At 74.7% G+C, this 22,126-nt stretch carries 20 protein-coding genes; 12 read left to right on the top strand and 8 right to left on the bottom strand.

Annotation, left to right across the window (positions count from 1 at the left end):
* Positions 1-36: 36 nt before the first annotated feature.
* Entirely contained in the window at positions 37-888 is an 852-nt protein-coding gene (locus BLP29_RS00605) for an alpha/beta fold hydrolase (RefSeq protein WP_092798852.1), read from the top strand.
* Here the strand turns inward: BLP29_RS00605 and ggh are convergent.
* Together ggh and BLP29_RS00595 are read right to left on the bottom strand one after the other, a co-directional pair.
* Positions 856-2,271, bottom strand: a complete 1,416-nt coding sequence (gene ggh / locus BLP29_RS00600) for a glucosylglycerate hydrolase (RefSeq protein WP_133378934.1) — start codon at positions 2,269-2,271, stop codon at positions 856-858. The genes BLP29_RS00605 and ggh overlap by 33 nt on opposite strands.
* A gap of 9 nt (positions 2,272-2,280) precedes the next feature.
* On the bottom strand, positions 2,281-3,624 hold the full coding sequence (locus BLP29_RS00595; protein WP_092798850.1) for an APC family permease: 1,344 nt from the start codon (positions 3,622-3,624) through the stop codon (positions 2,281-2,283).
* Between the two features lie 87 nt (positions 3,625-3,711).
* On the opposite strand from BLP29_RS00595, the gene BLP29_RS00590 reads away from it, so the two are divergent.
* Complete coding sequence (locus BLP29_RS00590; protein WP_207798239.1) at positions 3,712-5,238, top strand: adenylate/guanylate cyclase domain-containing protein; 1,527 nt, start codon at positions 3,712-3,714, stop codon at positions 5,236-5,238.
* Here BLP29_RS00590 and BLP29_RS00585 read toward each other — a convergent pair.
* From BLP29_RS00585 to BLP29_RS00575, 3 genes are all read right to left on the bottom strand, one after another.
* The gene (locus tag BLP29_RS00585) at positions 5,235-6,239 is read right to left on the bottom strand and encodes a potassium channel family protein (RefSeq protein WP_092798848.1); all 1,005 of its coding nucleotides are present in this window, start codon (positions 6,237-6,239) and stop codon (positions 5,235-5,237) included. The two genes, BLP29_RS00590 and BLP29_RS00585, sit on opposite strands and share 4 nt — an antisense overlap.
* 67 nt (positions 6,240-6,306) lie before the next feature.
* Positions 6,307-8,013: a class I adenylate-forming enzyme family protein gene (locus BLP29_RS00580; protein WP_243469593.1), complete on the bottom strand. Its 1,707-nt coding sequence runs from the start codon at positions 8,011-8,013 to the stop codon at positions 6,307-6,309.
* Positions 8,014-8,177: 164 nt separating this feature from the next.
* Positions 8,178-8,609 carry a hypothetical protein gene (locus BLP29_RS00575; protein ID WP_133378932.1) on the bottom strand — a complete coding sequence of 144 codons (432 nt, stop codon included), beginning with the start codon at positions 8,607-8,609 and terminating at the stop codon, positions 8,178-8,180.
* Positions 8,610-8,613: 4 nt separating this feature from the next.
* Here BLP29_RS00575 and BLP29_RS00570 point away from each other — a divergent pair, with 4 nt between their 5' ends.
* The 3 genes from BLP29_RS00570 (at position 8,614) to BLP29_RS00560 (ending at position 11,711) form a co-directional block, all read left to right on the top strand.
* Entirely contained in the window at positions 8,614-9,381 is a 768-nt protein-coding gene (locus BLP29_RS00570; RefSeq protein WP_133378929.1) for a hypothetical protein, read from the top strand.
* A gap of 158 nt (positions 9,382-9,539) precedes the next feature.
* Complete coding sequence (locus tag BLP29_RS00565) at positions 9,540-10,901, top strand: sugar porter family MFS transporter (protein ID WP_092798842.1); 1,362 nt, start codon at positions 9,540-9,542, stop codon at positions 10,899-10,901.
* Positions 10,902-10,946: 45 nt separating this feature from the next.
* Positions 10,947-11,711: a crotonase/enoyl-CoA hydratase family protein gene (locus BLP29_RS00560; RefSeq protein WP_092798840.1), complete on the top strand. Its 765-nt coding sequence runs from the start codon at positions 10,947-10,949 to the stop codon at positions 11,709-11,711.
* 70 nt (positions 11,712-11,781) lie between these two features.
* Here BLP29_RS00560 and BLP29_RS00555 read toward each other — a convergent pair whose 3' ends face one another.
* A complete protein-coding gene (locus BLP29_RS00555; RefSeq protein WP_243469592.1) occupies positions 11,782-13,356 on the bottom strand; it encodes a long-chain-fatty-acid--CoA ligase in 1,575 nt (524 codons plus the stop codon).
* 109 nt (positions 13,357-13,465) lie between these two features.
* Between BLP29_RS00555 and BLP29_RS00550 the strand changes: the two genes are divergently transcribed.
* Positions 13,466-14,221, top strand: a complete 756-nt coding sequence (locus BLP29_RS00550) for a 3-hydroxyacyl-CoA dehydrogenase (protein ID WP_092798838.1) — start codon at positions 13,466-13,468, stop codon at positions 14,219-14,221.
* Here the strand turns inward: BLP29_RS00550 and BLP29_RS00545 are convergent, their stop codons facing one another.
* On the bottom strand, positions 14,222-14,827 hold the full coding sequence (locus BLP29_RS00545; protein WP_092798836.1) for a TetR/AcrR family transcriptional regulator: 606 nt from the start codon (positions 14,825-14,827) through the stop codon (positions 14,222-14,224).
* A gap of 102 nt (positions 14,828-14,929) precedes the next feature.
* Here BLP29_RS00545 and BLP29_RS00540 point away from each other — a divergent pair, with 102 nt between their 5' ends.
* Genes BLP29_RS00540 through BLP29_RS00515 form a run of 6 tightly spaced genes read left to right on the top strand, consistent with a single transcriptional unit; the run spans position 14,930 to position 21,635 of the window.
* Entirely contained in the window at positions 14,930-16,162 is a 1,233-nt protein-coding gene (locus BLP29_RS00540) for an acyl-CoA dehydrogenase family protein (RefSeq protein ID WP_092798834.1), read from the top strand.
* Positions 16,159-17,136, top strand: a complete 978-nt coding sequence (locus BLP29_RS00535; protein WP_092798832.1) for an acyl-CoA dehydrogenase family protein — start codon at positions 16,159-16,161, stop codon at positions 17,134-17,136. The genes BLP29_RS00540 and BLP29_RS00535 overlap by 4 nt, the downstream gene beginning before the upstream one ends.
* On the top strand, positions 17,133-17,996 hold the full coding sequence (locus tag BLP29_RS00530; protein ID WP_092798830.1) for an enoyl-CoA hydratase-related protein: 864 nt from the start codon (positions 17,133-17,135) through the stop codon (positions 17,994-17,996). Before BLP29_RS00535 ends, BLP29_RS00530 begins: the two co-directional genes overlap by 4 nt.
* A gap of 41 nt (positions 17,997-18,037) precedes the next feature.
* A complete protein-coding gene (locus BLP29_RS00525) occupies positions 18,038-18,559 on the top strand; it encodes a 2Fe-2S iron-sulfur cluster-binding protein (protein WP_092798828.1) in 522 nt (173 codons plus the stop codon).
* Positions 18,556-19,569 (top strand): FAD binding domain-containing protein, encoded by a 1,014-nt coding sequence (locus tag BLP29_RS00520; RefSeq protein WP_092798826.1) that lies wholly within the window; start codon positions 18,556-18,558, stop codon positions 19,567-19,569. Before BLP29_RS00525 ends, BLP29_RS00520 begins: the two co-directional genes overlap by 4 nt.
* A complete protein-coding gene (locus tag BLP29_RS00515; RefSeq protein WP_092798824.1) occupies positions 19,566-21,635 on the top strand; it encodes a xanthine dehydrogenase family protein molybdopterin-binding subunit in 2,070 nt (689 codons plus the stop codon). Before BLP29_RS00520 ends, BLP29_RS00515 begins: the two co-directional genes overlap by 4 nt.
* Here BLP29_RS00515 and BLP29_RS00510 read toward each other — a convergent pair.
* Positions 21,623-22,117, bottom strand: coding sequence for a MarR family winged helix-turn-helix transcriptional regulator (locus BLP29_RS00510; protein ID WP_092798822.1), 495 nt, complete (start codon positions 22,115-22,117; stop codon positions 21,623-21,625). The genes BLP29_RS00515 and BLP29_RS00510 overlap by 13 nt on opposite strands.
* Between the last annotated feature and the right edge of the window lie 9 nt (positions 22,118-22,126).

Raw genomic sequence — 22,126 nt, 5'->3', positions numbered from 1 at the left:
TCGCGCCCGGCACCGGCGTCCGGCACGGTCGGCTGCATGGAACGCACCGTGCCGGTCGCCGACGGGGTCGAGCTGTGGGTCGAGGAGCGCGGGGACCCGGCCGCGCCCGCCGTGCTGCTGGTGATGGGGGCGGCGTCGTCCGGGCTGGTCTGGCCCGACGCGCTGGTCGACCGGCTGGCCCGGACGCACCGGGTGGTGCGCTACGACCACCGCGACACCGGCCGGTCGACGCGGGGGACCACCTACGCCCTGCGCGACCTGGCCACCGACGCCGTCGGCGTGCTCGACGGCCTGGCCATCGACCGCGCGCACGTGGTCGGCATGTCGATGGGCGGCCTGCTCACCCAGCTGCTGCTGCTCGACCACCCCGACCGGCTGCGGAGCGCCACGCTGTTCTGCACCGGTCCGCTCGGCGGGGCCGCGGGTGACCCGGCACCGCCGCCGTCGGACGAGCTGCTGGCTTTCTGGGCCACCATGGCCGAGCCACGGGACGACGCCGCCGAGCTCGCGTGGCGGGCCGAGCACTGGCGGCGGCTCAACGGCGACCAGCTCGACGTCGACCCGGGCGAGTGGGTGGCGCTGGAGCAGCGGGTGGCCGCGCACTCCGGCGGGCTGCTGCCGGCCACCCCGCACGCCGTCGCCGACCAGGGCGGGCTGGCCCGGGGCGCCGAGCTGGCCGCCGTCGACGTCCCGGTGCTCGTGGTCGAGGCCCCCGCCGACCCGGCCTACCCGCCGCCCAACGCGCAGCGCCTGGCCGACGCGTTCGGCGACGCCCGGCTGGTGAGGATCCCGGGCATGGGCCATGCGCTGCCACCCGCCGTCCTGGGGCCGCTGGCGGACGCGGTCGAGGGGTTCCTAGCGGGGGCCGGCGGGGGTGACCGCGGGTAGCTCCGCGGTCAGCAGGCGCACGTGCCTGCGGCGACCGGGACGGCGGGCGGCGAGGAAGTCCAGCGCGATGGCCGCCGTCCAGGACTGGTCCCGCGAGCCCAGCTGCTCACCGGTGAGCGGTTCGTAGTACTCGGCGAAGTCGCAGTCGACCAGCTGGGCGAGCCCGGCCAGCCGCAGGGCGTTGGCCGCCTCCTGCTCGCCCGACCGGTTCAGCGCCCAGGCCATCAGCCAGTTGAGCACCGGCCACTGCGGGCCCCGCCAGTAGGTGCGCTCGCGGAAGGCCGGCGACGCCGGGGACACCGAGGGGACGACGGGCCACCGCAGCCGCGAGTGCCCGCACCACCTCGGCCCCAGCAACAGGTCGCGCTGGCGGCGCAGCAGGGCGTCGTCCCCGCCGCACAGCAGGGGCGCGAACCCGGCGGCGGACTCGACGTCCAGGTGCTCACCGGTGCGCAGGTCGAGGTCACGGGCCAGGCCGGTGGCCGGGTCGACCGTGCGCAGCACCCCGGTGCGGAACCGGCGGGCGATCGCGCGGGACTCCTCGATGCCGGCCGGGTCGGCGCCGAGCTCGGCTCCCATGTCGGCGAGCAGGTCCGAGGCGGCGGCCAGCAGCGCCGAGACCAGCACGTCGCCGACCACGAAGTCGCCCGTGGCCCGGTAGGCCGCGTCGTCGTAGCGGGTGAGCACCTTCTGCTCGACCAGCCACAGGTAGCGGGCGTACTCGGCGTCCGAGGGCCGCTGCGAGGGGTCGGAGACGTGCGCGAGGTCGCGGCGGGTGAACGGTGGCATCGCGCCCGGGTGCACCCGGGAGTACGGGGCGTCCCAGCGGGGCGAGTCGTCCATGCCGGACTCCCAGCCGTGGTGGATCTCGACCAGGCCGTGCTCATGGGGGTCACGGGCCGTGGCCAGGTACCGGTGCCAGGCCAGCCACTGCGGGAAGGTGTCCAGCACGAACCGCTCGGCGAGCTCCTGGTCGCCCCCGCCCCGCCGCCGGGCGTCGTGCAGGATCCGCGACAGCGCGATGACGTGGATGGGCGGCTGCGTGATGCCGCTGGTGAGCACACCGGCCGGGCGCGCCGCGGCCACCTGGGTGCGCCAGCGGTCCGGGTCGGGGAAGTAGTCGCTGGGGGAGTGGAACAGGATGTGCGGGATCATCCCGGTGCCCCACTGCCCGGTCAGCAGCGTGCGGAGCTCGTCGAGGGCCCGGGGCACCGAGACGGTGGCGATGCCCAGGGCGACGAACCCGGCATCCCAGCTCCACATGTGCGGGTACAGGGTCGGCGACGCGACGGTGAACCGGCCGCGGTCGTTGGCCTTGAGCACGTAGCCGGCCCGCCCGGCCATGAGCGCGATGTCGTGCGGCGTGGGCTGGGCGACCGGCATGACCCATCCTCACCGCCCGGGCGTCTCCGCGGTAGAGGTGCGCGTCACGCGGGCCAGCAGGTACAGCACCACCCCGACGGCCAGCATGATCGCCGCCCGCAGCCAGGTGCCCGCCTCCTGCTGCCACAGCAGCAGCACGCACGAGGCGATGGCCAGGACGGGCAGCACCACGGGCGCCGTGAAGTGGTCGTGCTCGACGTGGTCGCGGCGCAGCACGAGCACCGAGATGTTCGTGGACAGGAAGACGAACAGCAGCAGCAGGACGACGGTCGTCGCCAGCGTGGCCAGGTCGCCGGTGAGCGTGAGCCCGATGGCCACCACCGTGGTCACGACGATGGCCACCCACGGCGTGCGGCGGCGCGGCAGCACCCGCGACAGCACCGGGGGCAGCAGACGCTCCTCGGCCAGCCCGTACACCAGCCGGCTGGCCATGATCATCGTGAGCAGCGCGCCGTTGGCGACCGCGACCAGCGCGATGGCGGAGAACACCTGGTCGGGGATGCCCACGCCGCTGGCCTGCACCACCGCCAGCAGCGGGCCCGAGGACGACGCCAGCTCATCGGGGGCCAGCACCACCGAGGCGGCCAGCCCGACCAGCACGTACACCGCGCCGGCGGTCAGCAGCGCCCCGAACAGCGCCTTCGGGTAGACCCGCCGGACGTCGCGCACCTCCTCGGCCATGTTCGCCGAGGTCTCGAAGCCGACGAACGAGTAGTAGGCCAGCACCGCGGCGGCCAGCACCGCCGACCCCGCGGACACCCCCTCGGGGAACTGGGTCACCCGCGACGCGTCGCCGTCCCCCCGCCCGAGGACGATCGCGCCCAGGACGACGACCAACACCAGCCCGCTCACCTCGACGCAGGTCATCACGAGGTTGGCCCGCATCGACTCCTGCACGCCGCGGGCGTTGAGCAGCCCGACCAGCACCAGGAACACGACCGCCGCCGGGACGGCGGGGACGTCGAGGAACACCGTCAGGTAGTCGCCGCTGAACGCCAGGGCCAGCCCGGCCGCGCTGGTCACCCCGGCGGCGAGCATGCAGAACCCGACCAGGAACGACACCAGCGGCACCCCGAAGGCCCGCTCGGCGAAGACCGCGGCGCCGCCGGCCCGCGGGTACTTGGTGACCAGCTCGGCGTAGGAGGCCGCGGTGAGCATCGCGAGGGCCAGTGCGACCAGCAGCGGCACCCACACGGCGCCGCCCACCTCGCCGGCGACCTCGCCGATCAGCGCGTAGATGCCCGCGCCGAGCACGTCGCCGAGGACGAAGACGTAGAGCAGCTTGCCGCTGATGGCCCGCTTGAGCGCGGTGCCGCCCTCGCGGTCGGACGGGTTCCGGTCCTGATCGGTCACCGGCCCAGGGTGGTCCTCCCGGGCGCATCCGGCGCGTCGGAGTGTCCGCGGGGCCGATCTGTCGTTGGGTCAGGCCGTGGAGCCCTCGTGATCACCCGCGTCGCCCGGGGCGTGCTGCGCGTCGTCGTGCCCGGCATCCGCCGGGTCGTACCCGCCGACCGCGTCGTCGCCCCCGGCATCGCGCTGCTGGTGGTCGTCGCCAACGTCGTCGGCGCGGCGGTCGTGGCGGTGCTGCTGCTCGGGGTCAACGGCGGCGGCGACGTCGAGTCGCCCACCGGCCGGCTCGTCACCGGCATCGTCGGCGCCGGGTACCTGGTGCTCGCCCTGCCGGTCGGCGTCGCCCTGGGCCTGCACAAGCAGCGCCGCACCAACCGCTGGCTGTGGGCCGGACGCACCCCCACTCCCGAGGAGGTGGTCATCGCCCTGCGCATGCCCGCCGACATCGCCCGGCTGGTGGCCTGGACCTGGGCCGTGGCCGCGGTCGGCCTGGGCGTCGTCTCCGCCTCGGTCTACCCCGAGCCGCTGGTGGGGCTGCGCATCGGGATCTCCGTCGTCCTCGGCGGCTTCGTCACCGCCGGCGTCAGCTACCTGCTGGTCGCCCGGGCCGCCCGGCACGTCACCGCCCGCGCCCTGGCCGCCCACCCGCCGGACCAGCCGCGCACCCTGAACGTGCGCCGGCGCATGCTGCTGACCTGGGGTCTGACCAGCGGCGTCCCGATGGTCGGCCTCATGCTGCTGGTGCTCGACCCGACCGGGCAGGGCACCCCCAGCACGTTCACCGCGCTGTTCCTGCCCGGGGTCAGCCTGGTGGTCGGCCTGCTGGGCACGCTGCTGGTGGCCCGCGGCGTCGGCACGCCGCTGCGCCAGCTGCGGCACGCCGTCCAGCGGATCGGGGACGGCGAGACCGACGTCCACCTGGTCGTCGACGACGCCGGCGAGATCGGGCTGCTGCAGAACGGCGTCAACACGATGGCCGCCGGGCTCGCCGAGCGCGAGCGGCTGCGGGACCTCTTCGGCCGGCACGTCGGGGCCGACGTCGCCAGCCGCGCGTTGGAGAACGGCGTGGAGCTCGGCGGGGAGACCCGCACCGTCGCCGCGTTGTTCGTCGACGTCGCCGGTTCCACCTCGCTGGCCGAGCGGCTCGGCCCGCAGGAGATGGTCGGACTGCTCAACCGGTTCTTCGCCGTCGTGGTCGACGCCACCCAGGCCGAGGGCGGGCTGGTCAACAAGTTCGAGGGCGACGCCGCCCTGTGCGTCTTCGGGGCCCCGCAGGCCCTGCCCGACGCCGCCGGGTCGGCGCTGCGGGCGGCCCGGGCGATCTGCGCGGCGGTGGCCGAGGCCGGGGAGGTCGAGGTCGGGGTGGGGGTGGCCTGGGGCGACGTCGTCGCCGGGCAGATCGGGGCCGACAGCCGGTCGGAGTACACCGTCATCGGCGACGCGGTGAACACCGCCGCCCGGCTCACGGAACTGGCCAAGGACCACGACGGCCGGGCGGTGGCCAGCGAGGAGGCGGTGCAGGCGGCCGACCCGGCCGAGCGCGCGCACTGGCGGCGCGCGGACGAGGTGGTGCTGCGGGGTCGGTCGGAGCCGACGACGACCTGGGTGCGGGTCTAGTTCGAGCGGACGACGACCAGCACGTCCTCGCTCTGCAGCGTGCCGATCGCGGGGTCGTCGAAGCGCAGCGTGCGCCCGCCCCGGGTCACCGACAGCACCACGTCGCGCAGCTGCCGGGCACCCATGCCCACCTCGGCGCTGGTGACCGTGCGCTGGGTGAGGTCCAGGCCGTGCCCGGCGGTGAGCAGGTCCTCGACCACCGCCACCACGCGCGGGCTGTCGGTGGCCAGGCCCAGCAGGCGGCCCGACGTCGAGGAGGAGGTGATGACCGAGTCGGCCCCGCTCTGCCGCAGCAGGCTGGCGTTCTCCTCCTCGCGCACGCTGGCGGTGATGGGCACGCTCGGGTTGAGCTGGCGCACGGTGAGGGTGATGAGGACGGCGGTGTCGTCGCGGTTGGCGGCCACCACCACGGCCCGGGCCTTCTCGATCGAGGTGCGGCGCAGCACGTCGGCCCGGCCGGCGTCGCCGACGATGCCGGTGAGCCCGATCGAGTTGGCCTCGTCGATCGAGGTCGGGCTCGGGTCGACGACGATGATGTGCTCCTTGTCCGTGCCGTTGGCCAGCAGCGCACGGATGGCGCTGCGGCCCTTGGTGCCGTACCCGCACACGACGACGTGCTGGCGCACGGTGGACCTCCAACGACGGACCCGGAACTCCTCCCGCGAGCGCGCGGTCAGCGCCTCGAGGGTGGTCCCGATGAGGATGAGCAGGAAGAGCACGCGCAGCGGCGTGATGAGCAGGATGTTGACCAGCCGGGCGCTGGCGGTGACCGGGGTGATGTCGCCGTAGCCGGTCGTGGAGAGGCTGACGGTCGCGTAGTACGTGGCGTCGAGCAGCGAGAGCTCACCGCCGTTGTTGTCGCGGTACCCGTCGCGGTCGAAGTAGACGATCAGCACGGTGGCCACCAGCACCACGGTGGCGATGACCACCCGCTTGCCGACCTGCCGGAACGGGGACTGCTCGGTGTGCGCGAGCTGCACACCGCCGTGGTCGCTCAGCATCCCGTGGTCACCGCAGGGACAGTAGTGAGCCCACCGCCGTGGGGCGCCCCCGGACCGCTCGAACGGGTCAGCCGACGGCCGCCCGCTCGCGCTCGGCCAGCACCCGCTTGAGCACCTTGCCCGCCGCCGACACCGGGATGGCGTCGGTGAACACCACGTCGCGCAGGCGCTTGTAGGGCGTCACCCGGTCGTTGACCGCGGCCATCACCGAGGCCTCGGTCAGGTCGGCGCCGGCCTCGTCGTCCCGCCGGACCACGTAGGCCACCGGCAGCTCGCCGGCCATCGGGTCGGGCCGGCCGACGACCGCGGCCCCGGCGATGCCCGGCACGCCCAGCAGGATCTCCTCGAGCTCGCGCGGGAACACGTTGTAGCCCTTGTGCAGCAGCATGTCCTTGGTGCGGTCGACCACGGCCAGGTAGCCGTCCTCGTCGAGCACGCCGACGTCGCCGCTGTGGAACCAGCCCTCGGCGTCGATGGACTGCGCGGTGGCGTCGGGGCGGTGGGCGTACCCGCGCATCACCTGCGGTCCGCGGATGCAGATCTCGCCACGCTCGCCGACCGGCACCTCCTCGCCGGTGTCCAGCGCCCGGATGCTGACCTCGGTGTCGAACACGGGGAGCCCGACGGTGCCGGCCTTTCGCAGCCCCGACCGGGCCGACGGGTTGCCGGTGGCCTGCATGGTCACCTCTGTGAGCCCGTAGCCCTCACCGATCACCGCCTGCGGCAGCAGCGCACGCAGCCGCTCGATGAGGGGGACCGCGAGCGGCGCGGCGCCGCTGGAGATGCCCCGCACGCCGGACAGGTCGGCCTCGTCGATGCCGGGCACCTGGAGCAGGGCGGCGAACACCGGTGGGGCGCCGCCGATGCCGGTGACCCGGTGGGCGACCGCGTCGGCGACGTAGGCGACGGGGTCGAAGCGGTCGTGGATCACCACGGTCGACCCGCAGAGCACCTGGCCGCTGAGGTAGCCGATGACCCCCATCGCGTGGAACCAGGGCGTGAGGTTGATCGCGCACGCGGTGCCCAGCCGCACCGGGTACTCCTCGGCCGGGCCCACCTGGTCCAGCGTCACGTCGCCGTGCTCGTCGAGGACCGGCAGCGACCCCGTCGACCAGCAGGCCGACTGCAGGATGTTGGTCACCACCTGGCGGTGCGGCAGCTCGACGCCCTTGCTGACGCCGGTGGTGCCCCCGGTGTAGGCCAGGTGCGCGAGGGCCGATGCGGGGTCCAGGCCCGCGTCGTGGTGGGCGTCGGCCGGGTCGGCGCGCAGCAGGTCGGCGAGGTCGACGGCGCCCTCGGGCAGTTCGACGGGCGCCCCGGGGTCGGCGATCTGCTGCGGACCGGTGACGACGACGGTGGTCACCGCGGTGCCCGGCAGCGCCGCACGCACCGCCGGCAGGCAGGCCTCCCACGTGATGAGCGTGCGGGCGCCGGAGTCGGCCAGCTGGTGGGCCAGCTCGGTCGGGGTGAGCAGCGGGTTGGTGGGGGAGAAGGTCGCCCCCGCCAGCAGCACCCCGTAGTAGACGGCGGGGTACTGCAGGCAGTTGGGCAGGTGGACCGCGACCACGTCCCCCCGCGCCACCCCGCGCTCGACCAGCCCGGCGGCCACCGCGTGCGCCCGCCGGCCCAGCTCGGTGAAGGTCAGCGCGGTGCCGTGGTGCACGAACGCGGTGCGGTCGTCCCACCGGCGCACACCCGCCCGGAGCACGGACCCGACCGGCACCGCCGGGTAGTCGAGGGAGCGGGGCAGGTCGGCGGGCCAAGCGTCGGTCACCTGGCCCAGGGTGGCCCGGGTCACATCCGTTGTCGAGCCCGGGGTGTGACGTTGCTCGTCAGGTCTCGGTCACGCCCGGTGACGGCACGCGAGTCCGGGAGTGAAGCGTGACGGGTTCACCCGGTCGGGACGCCCATCGGAGTGGCTGTGCGGCCGCTGTGCTGTCACGGTCCGTCACCGACGGGCCATCCGGCCCGCGACCCGCCCTCCTCCCGGGGCTGACGAAAGGTGGGCTCCGTGCGGGCTCTCGCAGTACGGACGACGGTCGCCGCGGTGGTGACCGCGGGGATGCTCCTCGGCGGTGCGGGGGCCGCGGCGGCCCACGGGTCCTCCTCGCCCAGCAGCTCCTCGGCCAGCAGCTCCTCGCCCAGCAGCTCCTCGGCCAGCAGCTCCTCGTCCGGCGACTCCTCGCCCGCCACGACGACCCCGGCCGCCACGACGTCCGGCACGCCGGCCACCAGCTCGGCCACCACGTCTCCGGCCACGACGACCTCCACCACCTCGTCGACCTCCACCTCGTCGACCTCGACCACGTCGTCGAGCACGCCGGCCACCGCCTCGGGCTCGAGCCCGGCGGGCGCCCGGGGTACCGCCACGCCGGTGCGCGGTTGCCTCGGTGAGCTCTCCGTGGTGGTCAGCGGCACCGAGCTCGCCGACGGCACCGAGGTCGTCGTCCAGGTCCTGCTGCCCGGCGGCACGGTCGACGTCCCGTCGCTGGTCGTCGACGGCGGCATCCCGGTGCGCATCGCCCCCGAGGTGCTCGACGGCGTCACCGAGCTGACCCTCGGCGTCCTGGTCGGCGACCAGGCGTTCGGCCCGTACGTCGTGCAGGTGCCGGCCGCGGCCGACGCCTGCACCGCGCAGGCCGCGATCTCCCTGGCCCGCGACTGCACCGCACCGGACGCCGTGCTGGCCACCGTCGACGTCCGCGGGCTCACCCCCGGCGTCTACGGCATCGGGGTCGTCGGCGAGACCGCCGACGGCGGCGTGGTCGAGCTTGCCAGCCAGGACGTCGAGGTCACCGGCACCGGCTTCGCCGGCACCCTGCCCCTGGTCAGCCTGAGCGGGTCGGTCCCGCTGTCCGGTTTCGTCGGGGTCGCCCTCGTGGTCGACGGCCGCACGCTGGCGACCATCGGCGGCGACGACGTCGAGCTCGGGGCGTGCACCGCGCCGCAGCCCCTGCCGGTCGCCCCGGCCCCGCCGGTGGTCACCAGCCCGGCCCCGGTGGTCCCCGTCTCGGCCCACCCGGCCCGCCCGGCCGCGCTGGCCAGCACCGGTGCCGAGCCGGCCGGCCTGCTGCTGCTCGCCGGTCTCTTCCTCGGCCTGGGCGGTCTGACCACGTTCGTCGCCCGCCGTTCCGCCCGCTGACCGCACCCGCCCACGACGCAGCAGCCGCGTCGCCCCGCACCGGGGCGGCGCGGCTGCTGCGTCGTGCGGGGGCGGTGCGGGTGACCTCGGGTGGCCGTGGGCGCCGCGCAGGCGCACCATGCTCGGGTAGTTGAGAGTTGCAACGAGATGGGACCACCATGACGACCCCCCAGGCCACCGCCGCGCACCGGCGGGCGGTCACCAAGGCCGCCGCGCTCACCGCGGTCGGCGGCATCCTGTTCGGCTACGACACCGGCGTGATCGGCGGCGTCCTGCCCAACATCAGCGACGACTTCACCCTGGACACCCCGTTCCTGCAGGGCACCGTGGTGTCCATCCTGCTGGTCGGCGCCGCGGTGGGGGCGCTGGTCGCGGGCCGGGTCGCCGACTCCCTGGGTCGGCGCCGGGCGATCATCGCCACCTCGTTGGTCTTCGTCGTCGGCCTGCTGCTGTCGATCGTCGCGCCGGCGTTCTGGGTGCTGCTGCTCTCGCGGTTCCTCATCGGCGTCGGGGTGGGGTCGGCGTCCTTCGTCGTCCCGGTCTACATCGGTGAGATCGCCCCGCCCGAGCGGCGCGGCGCGCTCGTCAGCCTCAACCAGCTGTCGGTGACGCTGGGCATCCTGGTGTCCCAGCTGGTCGCCTACTTCCTCGCCGGCAGCGGCGACTGGCGCATCAGCGTCGGGCTGGCCCTGCTGCCGGCCGTCGTCCTCGGGCTGGGGATGGTCCGCGAGCCCGAGAGCCCGGCCTGGCTGGTCCGGCAGGGCCGCGACGACGAGGCGCGCGAGGTGCTGCGCACGCTGCGCGACTCCGAGGACGCCATCACCGAGGAGATCGACGACATCCGCGGCACCGCGACCGAGGAGGAGAAGGGCCAGAAGCGTTCGCTGCTGGCGCCCAAGCTGCGGCCGGCGCTGGTCCTCGGGGTGACGCTGGCGATCGTCCAGCAGATCACCGGCGTGAACACCGTCATCTACTTCGCCCCGACCGTGCTGGAGAACTCGGGCCTGGGCTCGCAGGCGGCGCTGCTCGCGCTGCTGGTCGTCGGCCTCACCAACGTGGTCATGACCATCGTGGCCATCAAGGTGATCGACCGGGTGGGCCGCCGGGCGCTGCTGATCTGGGGCATGAGCGGCATGGTGCTGGGGCTGGTCGGCCTGGCCGTGGCGTTCCTGTTCGACGTCCAGGGCGCCGGGGCCGTCGTCACCACGGTCGTGCTGGCCTTCTACGTGGGCTCGTTCGCGATCAGCCTGGGCCCGGTGGTCTGGCTGCTGATCAGCGAGATCTTCCCGCTCGCGGTGCGCGGCCGGGCGTCGTCGGTGGCCACCATGGCCAACTGGGTGGCCAACTTCGTCGTCGCGGTCAGCTACCTGTCGATCATCGCCGCCATCGGCGAGACGGCCACGTTCGGCCTCTACGCCGTGGTCACCGTCCTGTCGCTGGTCTACGTGGTCAAGGCGGTGCCGGAGACCAAGAACCGAAGCCTGGCCGACATCGAGCGGGAGCTGGCGCCCACCTCCTGACGGTCAGGGTTGACTGCCTCGGCTGCACCTGGCAGACATGCGGCCATGACCGACACGGTGCTCGCTGAGGTCTCCGACGGGGTCGGCGTGATCACGCTGAACCGCCCGGAGGCGAAGAACTCGATCGACCTGGCCACGACGCAGGCCCTCGCGGCCGTCGTGGACGACTTCGACGCCCGCGACGACGTCGCCGTCCTCGTGCTCACCGGGGCCGGCGGCGTCTTCTGCGCGGGCATGGACCTCAAGGCCTTCTCCCGCGGCGAGCGGCCCTCCCTGCCCGGGCGCGGGTTCGCCGGTCTGACCGAGGCGCCGCCGGCCAAGCCGCTCATCGCCGCGGTGGAGGGCTGGGCGCTGGCCGGCGGCTTCGAGCTGGTGCTGGCCTGCGACCTCGTCGTGGCCTCGCGCGAGGCCCGGTTCGGCATCCCCGAGGTCAAGCGCTCGCTCGTGGCGGCCGGCGGCGGCGTGCTGCGGCTGCCCAAGACGCTGCCCTACCAGCGGGCCATGGAGCTCGCGCTGACCGGCGACCCGATGAGCGCCGACGAGGCGCACCGGTTCGGCCTGGTCAACGCGCTCACCGAGCCCGGCGGGGCGCTGGCCGGGGCGCGCGAGCTGGCCGGGCGCATCGCGGTCAACGGGCCGTTGGCCCTGCGTGCCACCAAGCAGCTGGTCGCCGGCGCCGTGCGTTGGACCGACCGCGACCTGCTCGACCACCAGGCGACCGTGACCGAGGCGGTCTTCAGCTCCGCCGACGCGCAGGAGGGCGCCCGCGCCTTCGCCGAGAAGCGCCCCCCGGTCTGGCGCGGCGTCTGAGGGCCGACCTCGCGTGACGGCTGAGCGCAGCCGGGGCCGAGCTGCCACTCGATGAGCCGTGCGCCGCGGGCTACACGGCGGGGTCGCTGACCAGCGAGCCCGCGGCGTGCTCCCGCCGGAGGTCGGTCTTGAGCACCTTGCCGCTGGGGTTGCGGGGGAGGGCGCCGACCACCGTGAACTCGCGCGGGCACTTGTAGCGGGCCAGGCGCTCGCGGCACCAGGCCGTCAGCTCGGCCGACGTCGGCGGGGACGCCGGGTCGCGGGGGGCGACGACGGCGAGCGGCGCCTCACCCCACCGCTCGTCCGGGACGCCGATGAGCGCCACCTCGGCCACCCCCGGGTGCGCGGCCAGCACGTCCTCGACCTCGGCGCAGTAGATGTTCTCGCCGCCGCTGATGATCATGTCCTTCTTGCGGTCGACGACGAAGTAGTAGCCGTCCTCGTCCTGGCGCACGAGGTCGCCGGAGTGGAACCACCCGCCCTCGAACGCCGCGGCGGTCTCGGCGGGCTTGCCCCAGTAGCCGCTCATCACCATCGGCGAGCGGTAGACGATCTCCCCCACCTCGCCCTGCGGCACGTCGCGCATGAGCTCGTCGACCACCCGCACCTCGACGTTGAGCATGGGGGTGCCGACCGAGCCCAGCTTGCGGATCGAGTCCTCACCGCGCAGCAGCGTGGTCACCGGGCTGCACTCGGTCTGCCCGAAGGCGGTCATCACCTCGGCCTGCGGGAACGTGTCGATCAAGGTGCGCAGCAGGGTCGTCGAGGCCGGTGCGGCACCCCAGCTGACCCGGCGCAGGCACGACAGGTCGCGCTCGGCGATGCCGGGGACGGCGACGACGGCCGCCCACATCGCCGGGACCAGGAAGATGCTGTTGACCCGCTCGCGCTCGATGAGGTCCAGCGTCGCCACCGGGTCGAACCCGCCCGACCGCAGCACCACCTGCGTGCCGCCCAGCAGCAGCGGGGGGAGGCCGCCGGCCAGCCCGGCGATGTGGAACATCGGGGTGCCCGGCGCGTGCACCCGCTCCGCCGTCGGGTCGACGCCGTTGGTCACCACCTGGCTGAAGGCGTGCATCAGCAGGTTGCGGTGGGTCAGCACGGCGCCCTTGGGACGGCCGGTCGTGCCGGAGGTGTACATGATGAAGGCGGGCGCGGACTCGTCGACCTCGACGTCCAGCGGGTCGCTCGACGCAGCCGCCAGGGCCGCCTCGTACTCCGCGCCGATCTGCAGCACCGTCGCCACGCCCGGCGCCTCGGCCCGCGCGGCGGCCGCCACGTCGGCCAGCGCGGCGTCGACCACCAGCGCCACGGCGCCGCTGTCGGTGAGGGCGTAGGCGACCTCGGCGGCCACCAGCCGGAAGTTCACCGGGACGACGACGGCACCCAGCCGCACGCCGGCCAGGTAGGCCTCCCAGACCTCGGGCCCGTTCAGCGCCAGGACGGCGACCCGGTCGCCGGCGTGCACGCCCCGGTCGGCCAGGGCGTGCGCCAGCCGGGTGACCCGCTCGTCGAGCTCGGCGTAGGTGAGGCCGCGGCCCTCGAAGCGCAGGGCGACGACGTCGGGGGTCGACCGCGCGTGCCGGCCGAGCTGGGAGCTCATGGTCATGCCGCGCCAGCCGCTGTCGTGCCGGGTCTGCTGCACAGGGGACTCCGTGGGGAGGGGGATGTGGTGGGCGTCATGCTCGCCCGGCCGATCCGTTACGGTCAACCCTGACTGCCACGCTCTGCCCGAGCCCGCCTGAAGGAGATCCATGGACGTCACCGATGCCGTAGCCGTCGTCACCGGGGGTGCCTCCGGCCTCGGGTTGGCCACCGCCCGCTGCCTGCGCGAGGCCGGCGCCCAGGTCGTGCTGCTCGACCTGCCCAGCTCGGCGGGGGAGACCGTGGCCGCCGAGATCGGTGCGCACTTCGCCGCCGGCGACGTCACCAGCGAGGAGCAGGTCACCGCCGCTCTCGACCTGGCCGCCGAGCTCGGCACCCTGCGGGTCGCGGTCAACTGCGCCGGCATCGGCAACGGCATCAAGACCGCGGGCAAGAAGGGCGCCTTCCCCCTCGACGCGTTCCAGAAGGTCATCCAGGTCAACCTGGTCGGCACCTTCAACGTCATCCGGCTGGCCGCGCAGCGCATGCTCTCGGCCGACCTGCAGGGCGAGGAGCGCGGGGTCATCGTGAACACCGCCTCCGTGGCGGCGTTCGACGGCCAGATCGGGCAGGCGGCCTACTCGGCGTCCAAGGGCGGCATCGTCGGCATGACCCTGCCGATCGCCCGCGACCTGGCCGGCGAGGCGATCCGCGTGGTCACCATCGCGCCGGGTCTGTTCAACACCCCGTTGCTGGCCGGGCTGCCCGAGGAGGCCAAGGCCTCCCTCGGCGCCCAGGTGCCGCACCCCGCCCGCCTGGGCGAGCCCGACGAGTACGGCCAGCTGGTGGCCCACATCGTGGCCAACCCGATGCTCAACGGCGAGGTCATCCGCCTCGACGGCGCCATCCGCATGGCGCCGCGCTGATCAGACCAGCAGCTCCCGGGCCATCGACTGCCACAGCACGACGTGGGGGTCGGTGGCCGGGGGGCGGTCCTCGAAGGCGTAGGCCATCGCCACGCCGCGCATCGAGGTGAACAGCAGCTCGGAGATGACCGGGTAGCGCGGGTGGCCCGTGACGGTGGGCCCCCAGATGCGGTCGGCCACCGCCCTGATCGCCACCCGCAGACGGCGCTCCTGGGGCCGCAGGGCCGCGCGCAGCGCCTCGTCGGTGCGGGCGGCGTTCCACAGCTCCATCGCCGCCCAGAACGGCGGCTCGAAGAACGTGGCCCAGATCAGCTCGACGCACCGGTCGACCCGCTCGGCCTCGTCGCTGATGCCGGCGCCGACCTCGACGGCGTGGTCGGCGGCCTCGGCGAGCATGGCCTCGGCCAGGTGCGAGGTGGCCGCGACCAGCAGCTCCTCGCGCGAGGGGAAGTGGTGCAGCAGTCGCCCGCGGGACACCCCGGCCCGGGCCTGGACGGCGAGCGTGGAGGCTCCGGCGTAGCCGTCGGACACCAGGCAGGCGACGGCGGCGTCGAGGATCAGGGCGCGGCTGTCGGCGCTCCGTTCGCTGCGGCTGCGGGTCTCCATCGGGTCATCGTACCGACCGGACAGTCAGGGTTGACCGTTCGTGCACCCGACCGGAGGATGCGGGGCAGCCCCACTCGACGACGAGGATGAGGTGCCACCCCCGTGGACTTCGACGACACACCCGACGAGGCCGCCTACCGGGCCCGCGTCCGGCAGGCGCTGGCCGAGCACGCCGACGAGCTGGTGCACCTGGACGCCGGCGAGGAGGCCGCCGACCCCCGCGAGCAGGAGCAGGCGCTGCGCCGCACCCAGCGCGTGCTGGCCGAGGCCGGGCTGGTCGGGGTGGCGTGGGCCGCCGAGCACGGTGGTCAGGGCGGCAGCCTGGCCCAGCAGGCGATCGTCGGCCAGGAGCTGGCCCGCGCCCGGGTGCCCAGCCTGATCAACCACATCGGCATCGGCATGTGCGGGCCGACCGTCATCGCGCACGGCACACCCGAGCAGCACGAGCGGTACCTGGCCCGCCTGCTGCGCGCCGACGACGTCTGGTGCCAGCTGTTCAGCGAGCCGGCCAGCGGGTCGGACCTCGCCGCGCTGCGCACCACCGCCGTCCGCCACGGCGACGACTGGGTGGTCAACGGCCAGAAGGTCTGGACGACGCTGGCCCACGTCGCCGACTTCGGCATCCTGCTGACCCGTACCGATCCCGGCCGCCCCAAGCACGCCGGCCTGACGATGTTCGTGGTCGACATGCACGCCCCCGGGGTGACGGTGCGGCCGCTGCGGCAGATGGGCGGGCAGTCGGACTTCAACGAGGTGTTCTTCGACGACGTCCGCATCCCCGACTCCGAGCGGCTGGGCGAGCCCGGCGAGGGCTGGCGGGTCGCGCTGACCACGCTGCTCAACGAGCGGGTGGCCGTCGGCGGCGGGGGCAACGACCTGGGCCTGTCGGTCGAGTCCCTGGCCCGGCTGGCCACCGCGAAGCTGCCGGGCCTGCCCGCCGACCGGCAGGTGCTGGCCCGCCAGGCGGTGGGCCGGGCGGCGGTGGCGGCGCTGGCCAACCGCTACACCGGCTACCGGCGGCTCACCGCGATCAGCCAGGGCGGGTTGCCCGGTCCCGAGGCCAGCGCGGGCAAGCTCGCCGGCACGGCCGCTGCGAAGCTTGTCGCCGACGCCGGGGTGCGGCTGCTGGGCGACGACGCCGTCTTCGCCGCCGGACCGGGGGACGACGACGCCGGCCGCTGGCAGCGCAACCAGGCCTGGCTGCCGGGCATCGCCATCGCCGGCGGCACCGACGAGGTGCTGCGCAACATCATCGGCGAGCGCGTGCTCGGCCTGCCCCCGGAGCCCCGCGAGGACAAGCACCGCCCCTTCAACGCCTTCGGGAGCGCTCGGTGAACTTCGACCTCGACCAGGACCAGCTCGACGCGGCGGCGGGCGCGCGGCAGTTCTTCGCAGGCCTTTCGTCCCCGGCGCAGGCCCGCGCGGCGCTCGAGGGCGGCCCGCTCGCCCCCGGCCGGCAGGCGCTGGCCGACATCGGCTTCCTGGGCATCACCGTGCCCGAGGCGGCCGGTGGTGCGGGCGGGTCGGTGCTCGACCTCGCGGTCGTCGCCGAGCAGGCCGGCGCGGTGCTGGCCGGCCCGTCGCTGGTCACCGCGGCGCGGGCCGCCGTCCTGCTGGCCGACCAGCCGGAGCTCGCCGCGGCGCTGGCCGACGGGTCGCGATCGTTCTGCGTGGTGGACGGCGAGCACCCGGCGCTGGACGCCGTCGGCGCCGACACCTTCCTGGCCCTCGTCGACGGCGACCTCGTGGTCGGCGGCGGGGACGTCACGACCGGCAGGCCGATGGACGCCACCCGGGGCCTGGGGGTCGTCACGCTGACCGGCACCCGGGTGCTGGTCCCCGACGCGCAGCAGCTGTGGGCGCGGGCCCGCGACGTCGCGCTCGTCGCGCTGGCTGCCGAGGACCTCGGAACCGCAGGGCGGGCGGTCGAGCTCGGCGTGGCCTACGCGAAGGAGCGGCACGCCTTCGGCCGCGCCATCGGCTCGTACCAGGCGGTCAAGCACTCGCTGGTCGACGCCTGGGTCGGGGTCGAGCAGCTGCGCTCGCTGGTGTGGTGGGCCGCGTGGGCCGCCGACACCGCCCCCGACGAGCTGCCCCTGGCGGCCGCCTCGGCGACCGCGTTCGCGGCCGAGGTGCTCGAGCGGGCCGCCGAGACCTGCATCCAGGTGCACGGCGGCACCGGCTTCACCTGGGAGCACGACGCCCACCTGTACTGGCGCCGGGCCAAGGTCGACCGGCTCCTGCTGGGCGACGCCGCAGAGCACCACGACGTCGTCGCCGGCCTCGTGCTCGCCGGGGCGCTGTCGTGAGCCGGCAGTGGGAGCAGGTGTCCTGGGCCGTCGACGGCGGGGTCGGCACGCTGACCCTCGACCGGCCCGACCGGCGCAACGCCTACACCCCGGTCATGGCCCGCGAACTGGCCGAGGTGGCCGCGGTCGCCGACGCGGACGACGCCGTCCGGGTGGTCGTGGTGACCGGCGCGGGCCGGGACTTCTGCGTGGGTGCCGACCTGCAGCGGGCGGGCACGTTCGACCGCAGCGCGCAGGCCGACAGCGCCGGCACCATCGACGGCGTGGCCCGCGACTGGGGCGGCATCGGCGCACTGCCGTTCGCGGCGCTGCGCAAGCCGGTCATCGCCGCGGTCAACGGGGTGGCGGTGGGCATCGGGGCCACGATGATCCTGCCGATGGACATCCGCATCGCCGCGGAGTCCGCGCGCTTCGGCTACGTGTTCGCCCGCCGCGGCATCGTGCCCGAGGCCGCCTCGAGCTGGTTCCTGCCCCGGGTCGTGGGGATCAGCCAGGCGATGGAGTGGGTGGCGACGGGGCGGGTGTTCGACGCTGCCGAGGCGCTGCGCGGCCGGCTGGTCTCCCGCGTCGTCCCCGACGCCGAGCTGCTCGACACCGCCTACGGGCTGGCCCACGAGATCGCCGACAACACCTCCGGCGTCTCGGTGGCCACCAGTCGCCAGCTGCTGTGGTCGATGCTGTCGGCGTCCAGCCCGTGGGACGCCCACCGGGCCGAGTCCCGTGCGCTGGTCGAGCTCGGGTCGGGCGCCGACGCCGCCGAGGGCGTGGCCTCGTTCCTGGAGAAGCGGCCCGCCCGGTTCGCCGCGCCCCTGGACGGCGTCGGGTTCGGCTGGCCGCAGCCACCGGGCGACCTGGCCTGAGGCCGTTTCGTCGACCCCCCGGACGGGGCACCGCAGGACCCGTGGACCGAGAGATCACCCTCGAGGTGGACGGCGCCGGGCGGGCGTCCACCGTCGACACCCGCACCTCCCTGCTCGATGCGCTCCGCGAACGGCTGGGGGTGACGAGTGCGAAGAAGGGCTGCGACCACGGCCAGTGCGGTGCCTGCACCGTGCTGCTGGACGGCCGCCGGGTCAACAGCTGCCTGGTGCTCGCGGTGACCGCCGACGGGGCGCAGGTGACGACGTCGGACGGGCTGGCGGGGGAGGGCCCGCACCGGCTGCACGAGACCTTCGTCGACCACGACGCCTACCAGTGCGGCTACTGCACGCCCGGGCAGATCGCCTCCGCCGCCGGGGTGCTGGCGGAGGTGGCGCAGGGCTGGCCGAGCGCGGTCACCGAGGACCTCGTGGCCGAGCGCACCGAGCTGACCGACGCCGAGATCCGCGAGCGGATGAGCGGCAACCTGTGCCGGTGCGCGGCGTACGCGAACATCGTGCCGGCCATCGCCGAGGTCGCCGTCGAGCAGGGAGTGCGCGCGTGAGGGAGTTCCGCTACGAGAAGGCCACCGACCCCGCGGGGGCCGTGGCCCTGCTGGCCGGGGAGCCCGAGGGTGCCTACCTGGGCGGGGGCACGAACCTGGTCGACCTCATGCGGCTGGGCGTGGCCACCCCCGACGTCCTGGTCGACGTCCGCACGCTGACCTCCACCGAGGTCGAGGACCTCCCCGACGGCGGGCTGCGCATCGGCGCCGCGGTGCCCAACGCCGACCTCGCCGCCGAGCGCCGGGTGCGCGAGCGGTACCCGCTGCTGGCCCAGGCACTGCTGGCCGGGGCGTCGGGGCAGCTGCGCAACCGGGCGACCACCGGCGGCAACCTGCTGCAGCGCACCCGCTGCACCTACTTCACCGACACCACGATGCCGTGCAACAAGCGGGCGCCGGGCTCGGGCTGCGGCGCCGTCACCGGGCTGCACCGCAACCTGGCCGTGCTGGGTGCCACCGACGAGGGCCCGGAGTCGGCGCACACCTGCATCGCCACGCACCCCTCCGACCTCGCGGTCGCGCTGCGCGCCCTGGACGCCCAGGTACGGGTGCTGGGTGCCGGCGGCGAGCGGTCCGTGCCGATGGCCGAGCTGCACCGGCTGCCCGGCGACGACCCGTCCCGGGACACCACTCTGGCCCACGGCGAGCTGATCACCGCCATCGACGTCCCGGCGCTGCCGTGGGCCACCCGTTCGCGCTACCGCAAGGTGCGCGACCGGGCCTCCTACGCCTTCGCCCTGGTCAGCGTCGCCGCGGCGATGGACCTCGACGGCGGATGCGTGCGCGACGTGCGCATCGCGCTCGGCGGGATGGCGCACGCGCCGTGGCGGGCGACCGTCGCCGAGGACGCCCTGCGCGGCGGCCCGGCGACCGAGGAGGCCTTCGCGGCCGCCGCCGAGGCCGAGCTGGCTGCCGCCCGGCCGCTGGCCGACAACGCCTTCAAGGTCCCGATGGCGACGAACATGATCACGCGCACCCTGCTCCAGATCTCCACGGAGGCTCGCTCATGACCGCCACCACTGAGCGGGCCGTCGGCAGCGACGTCCGCCGCCTCGAGGGGCCGGACAAGGTGCGCGGCCGGGCGCCCTACGCCTACGAGCACGAGCTCGGCGCCCAGGCGGTGTTCGTCGCGCTCGTGCAGTCGACCGTGGCCCGCGGCCGGATCACCGCGATCGACAGCGCGGCGGCCACCGCCGTCCCCGGGGTGCTCGCGGTGCTCACCCACGAGGACGCGCCCCGACTCGGCGACGTCGTCGAGGAGCTGCGGGTGCTGCAGGGCCCGCAGGTGCAGTACGTCGGCGAGCCGGTGGCCGCCGTCGTCGCCGAGACCTCGGAGGTCGCGCGCGACGCCGCCGCCCGGGTGCAGGTCACCTACGAGTCCGGCGCCCCGGACGTCGTCCTGACCGCCGACCGCACCGACCTCTACGCCCCCGAGCAGCTCATGGCCGGGTTCGAGACCGACTCCGTGATCGGGGACGTCGACACCGCGCTGGCCGCCGCACCCGTGTCGGTCGACGTCACCTACACGACCCCGGTGCAGCACAACAACCCGATCGAGATGCACGCGACCGTCGCCCGGTGGGACGGCGACGTCCTGCGCATGTGGGACGCCAACCAGGGCCCGCACAACCTCGTGCCGGTCATCACCGAGGCGTTCGGCATCACGGCCGACCAGCTGCACATCACCTCGCCGCACGTCGGCGGGGCGTTCGGGTCCAAGGCGTTCACGCACGTCCACCAGCTGATCGCCGGCATGGCGGCGAAGGTCACCGGTCGCACCGTGAAGGTCGAGCTGACCCGGCAGCAGATGTTCACCCTGGTCGGGCACCGCACGCCGACCATCCAGCGGCTGCGGCTGGGCGCGCAGCCCGACGGCACGCTCACCGCGATCAGCCACGAGGTCGTCGAGCACACCTCGCAGAACGCCGAGTTCGCCGAGCAGACCGCCACGGCCACCCGGCTCATGTACGCCGCCCCCGCCCGGCGCACCACGCACCGGCTGGCCCGCCTCGACGTGCCGCCGCCGACGATCATGCGGGCGCCGGGGGAGACCCCGGGCATGTACGCGCTGGAGTCGGCGGTCGACGAGCTCGCGGTCGAGCTGGGCATCGACCCGGTCGAGCTGCGGCTGCGCAACGAGCCCGCCCGTGACCCCGAGCGCGACGTGCCGTGGAGCACCCGCAACCTGGTGGCCTGCCTGACCGAGGGCGCGCAGCGCTTCGGCTGGGCCGGCCGCGACCCGCGGCCCGGCGTGCGCGAGGACGGCCGGTGGCTGGTGGGCACCGGTGTGGCCGCGGCGACCTACCCGACCCGGCGTCGTCCGTCCGAGGCCCGGATCCAGGCCGTGCCCGGGCAGCCGTACGTGGTGAGCATCGACGCCAGCGACATCGGCACCGGGGCGCGCACGGCGCTCACCCAGATCGCCGCCGACGCCCTGCGCGTGCCGCTGGACCAGGTCGACCTGCGCATCGCCGACAGTCGGCTGCCGAAGGCCTCGGGGGCCGGCGGTTCCACCGGGATCACCTCGTGGGGTCCGGCGATCCTGGCCGCGGCCGACGAGCTCCGCGACCGCGAGGTGCCGCCGGGCGGGCTGACCGTCACGGGGTCCAGCGGCCCCGGCGAGGAGGCCGAGCAGCTGTCCAGCCACGCCTTCGGGGCGCACTTCGCCGAGGTGCGCGTCGACCGCGACTCCGGCGAGGTGCGGGTGCCGCGGATGACCGGGGTGTTCGCCGCCGGCCGGATCATCAACCCGGTGACCGCCCGGTCGCAGTTCCTGGGCGGCATGACCATGGGGCTGTCGATGGCGCTGCACGAGCAGACGGTGCTCGACGCCGGCCGCGGCCACTTCGCCAACCACGACCTGGCCGAGTACCACGTGGCTGCGCACGCCGACGTCGGTGCGATGGACATCCACTGGCTCGACGAGGTCGACGAGGCGCACAACCCGCTGGGCGCCAAGGGCATCGGCGAGATCGGCATCGTCGGCGCGGCCGCGGCGATCGGCAACGCCTACTGGCACGCCACCGGCCGCCGGGTGCGCGACCTGCCGATCACGCCGGACCGCTACTTCGGCTGAGCCGCCGGCGGGTCGAGGTGCGCGAGCAGGGTGCGGCCGACGTCCTCGAGGGCGGCCACCTGCTCGGCCGACAGCTGGTCGAACAGGTGGCTGCGCACGCTCTCGACGTGCACCGGTGCGGCCTGCTCGAGGGCCCCGAACCCCTCGTCGGTGAGCACCGCGAGCTGGCCGCGGCCGTCGGTCTCGCACGTGCGTCGGGCGACCCAGCCGCGCTCCTGCAGCCGCGACACGGCGTGGGAGAGCCGGCTGCGCGAGGACAGGCAGCGGTCGGCGAGGTCGCTCATGCGCAGCGCCCGGTCAGGGGCCTCGGAGAGCTGCACCAGGATCTCGTAGTAGGCATGGGAGATCCCGGTGCTGCGGGTGAGGTCGCGGTCGAGCCGCTCCTGCAGCAGCAGGGTGCTGTACAGCCAGGCGCGCCAGGCGCGCTGCTCGTCGGGGCTGAGCCAACGCGGCTGTGACGGAGCCGACACCTCTGCGGACATGCTCCGAAG

Source organism: Klenkia marina (assembly GCF_900101025.1).
In the GTDB taxonomy this organism is placed as follows: Bacteria; Actinomycetota; Actinomycetes; order Mycobacteriales; family Geodermatophilaceae; genus Klenkia; species Klenkia marina.
The sequence above is the reverse complement of the archived record's forward strand: the minus strand, read 5'-3'. Positions and strand labels throughout refer to the sequence as shown.